The sequence below is a fragment of the Actinomadura rubrisoli genome (assembly GCF_004349215.1).
GTDB classification, from domain to species: domain Bacteria; phylum Actinomycetota; class Actinomycetes; order Streptosporangiales; family Streptosporangiaceae; genus Spirillospora; species Spirillospora rubrisoli.
This window is the reverse complement of sequence record NZ_SMKU01000635.1, coordinates 1-2,221: the sequence shown is the minus strand read 5'-3', so window position 1 is coordinate 2,221 and position 2,221 is coordinate 1. Positions and strand designations below refer to the sequence as shown.

Sequence of the window (2,221 nt, the reverse complement as noted above, 5' to 3'; positions counted from 1 at the left end):
GCGTCCGGTTCCCGTCGCCGCCGCTCGCTGTGCGGCCGCCCCTCGCTGCCTGCTTCCTGCTGCCGACCGCTATGCGCCGTCCTCGGCCGGCTTGTGTCCTTCGGCTCGCCGCTGCCCGGCCAGCCGACGTCTCTCGGTTCGTCGGCGTCTCTCGGTTCGCCGGTGTCCTTCGGTGGGCCGGTGGCGTTGTCGGTTGGGCGGCGTCCTTCGGTTGGGCGGTCGGCGTCTCCCGGTGGTCTCCGCTTTCGGCCGGGGACGGGAGGGCGGCGGCCGTCTCCGGGATCGTCCCGGGGACGGCCGCCGTCGGGCGTGGGTAGGGGTGCGTGTGGGGTCGTCAGGCGTCGCGGCGGCGGAGCGTGATGATGCCGCCCCAGAGCCCGGCCGCCACCCAGGCGGCGAGGATCGCCAGCGCGGCGGCCGCGGGGTAGGGGGTGTCCTCACCGGCGATCAGGTGGCGCCCCGCGCTGCTGGGCAGGGCGTCCGCGACGTGCACGGCGAATCGCGAGCCGGTGTTGGTGAGGGTCGCCGGCAGCACCATCAGGAACAGGAACGCGGTGGTCAGCGTGGTCGCGGTGCTGCGCAGCATGGCCCCGCACCCGATGATCATGAGGCTGATCAGGGTGAGGTACACCGCGGTGAGCAGGGCGTCGTGGGTGAGGTCGCCGGCGTTCTGGCGCCCCCATTTCCCCAGGACGGGGTAGGCGGCGGCGGTGCCGATCAGGTTCAGCGCGATCCCGGTGGGGAACACCACGGCGGCCACGACGGCCGCCTTGGACAGCAGCATCCGGTGCCGTACCGGCACCCACTGCAGGGTCGAGCGGATGCTGCCGGTGGCGTACTCGCCGGTGATGACCAGGATGGCCAGGGCCAGCACCACGAACTGCACCATGTCGACCGCGCCGGCGGCGACGCCGCTGGCCGACACCACGCCGGGGTGGCCGGGGGCGCGGGTGTCGTTGTCGTTCACTATCGAGGCCGCGACGATCAGACACATCAGGATCATCATGAGGCCGGCGGCGGCCAGGGTCCACGCGGTCGAGCGCAGGGACCACAGCTTGGTCCATTCGGCGTGGACGGCGCCGGTCAGCCCGCCCCCGGTGTGCCGAGGCCCGTCCGGCGCGGCGCCCCGGCCGTCGTGGTCGTGCTGGTCGTCGCGGGTCGTGGGCGTCGTCATGGTCAGGCCCTCGCGTCGTGCTCGGGCGGCGCGGGCGCGGCGTATTCCACGCTGGTGCCGGTCAGTTCCATGTAGGCCTCCTCCAGTGACGCCTCCTGGGCGCTCAGCTCGTACAGCGGGACGCCGATCTCGTGGCTGATCAGCCCGATCCGCTCAAGGGGCGTCCCGGTGACCCGGAGTTCCTGCTCGCCGATCCGGGTGACCTCGGCGTGCTCGGCGAGCAGCCGGGTGCGCAGCCGCGCGGCGTGCGGGCTGCGGACCCGCACCGAGTTGCGCGAGCTGCCGGCGATCACCTCGGCCACGGGCGCGTCGGCGATCAGCCGGCCCTTGCCGATCACCACGAGCCGGTCGGCGGTGAGCTGCATCTCGCTCATCAGGTGGCTGGAGACGAACACGGTGCGTCCCTCGGCCGCCAGCGACCGCATGAGCCGCCGCACCCACAGCACCCCGTCGGGGTCCAGGCCGTTGACGGGCTCGTCGAACATCAGCACGGCCGGGTCGCCCAGCAGGGCCCCGGCGATGCCCAGGCGCTGGCCCATGCCGAGGGAGTACGATCCGGCGCGGCGCGCGGCGACCGATTCCAGGCCGACGGTGGCCAGCACCTCCTCCACGCGCCGTTCGGGCAGGCCGTTGCTGCGCGCCATGGCCAGCAGGTGCTTGCGCGCGGGGCGTCCTGGGTGGACGGCCTTGGCGTCCAGCAGCGCGCCGACCTCGCGCAGCGGGTGCCGCAGGTCGGCGTACGGGCGGCCCCCGACCAGCGCCCGTCCCGCGGTGGGGTGGTCCAGGCCGAGGACCATCCGCATCGTGGTGGACTTCCCGGCGCCGTTGGGGCCGAGGAACCCGGTGACCTTGCCCGGCGCTATGTCCAGGGTCAGGTCGTGGACCGCGGTCTTGTCCCCGTAGCGCTTCGTCAGTCCCCGCAATGTGATCATCGTGCCTCCCGGCCCGGCCGTGGTGGTCGTCTACGGTCCGAACCTAGAAGCGGGGGCTGGGGGGCCGCAGTGCGCGAACGCCATGCGCGGCCCCCGACTTTCGTCAGACCCCCGG

At 73.5% G+C, this 2,221-nt stretch carries 2 protein-coding genes; both read right to left on the bottom strand.

Features of this window, described 5'->3' with window-relative positions:
• Window positions 1-334 precede the first annotated feature (334 nt).
• Window positions 335-1,174, bottom strand: coding sequence for an ABC transporter permease (locus tag E1298_RS46360; protein ID WP_131903724.1), 840 nt, complete (start codon window positions 1,172-1,174; stop codon window positions 335-337).
• A 2-nt stretch (window positions 1,175-1,176) separates the two neighbouring features.
• Window positions 1,177-2,106 (bottom strand): ATP-binding cassette domain-containing protein, encoded by a 930-nt coding sequence (locus E1298_RS46355; RefSeq protein WP_131903723.1) that lies wholly within the window; start codon window positions 2,104-2,106, stop codon window positions 1,177-1,179.
• Between the last annotated feature and the right edge of the window lie 115 nt (window positions 2,107-2,221).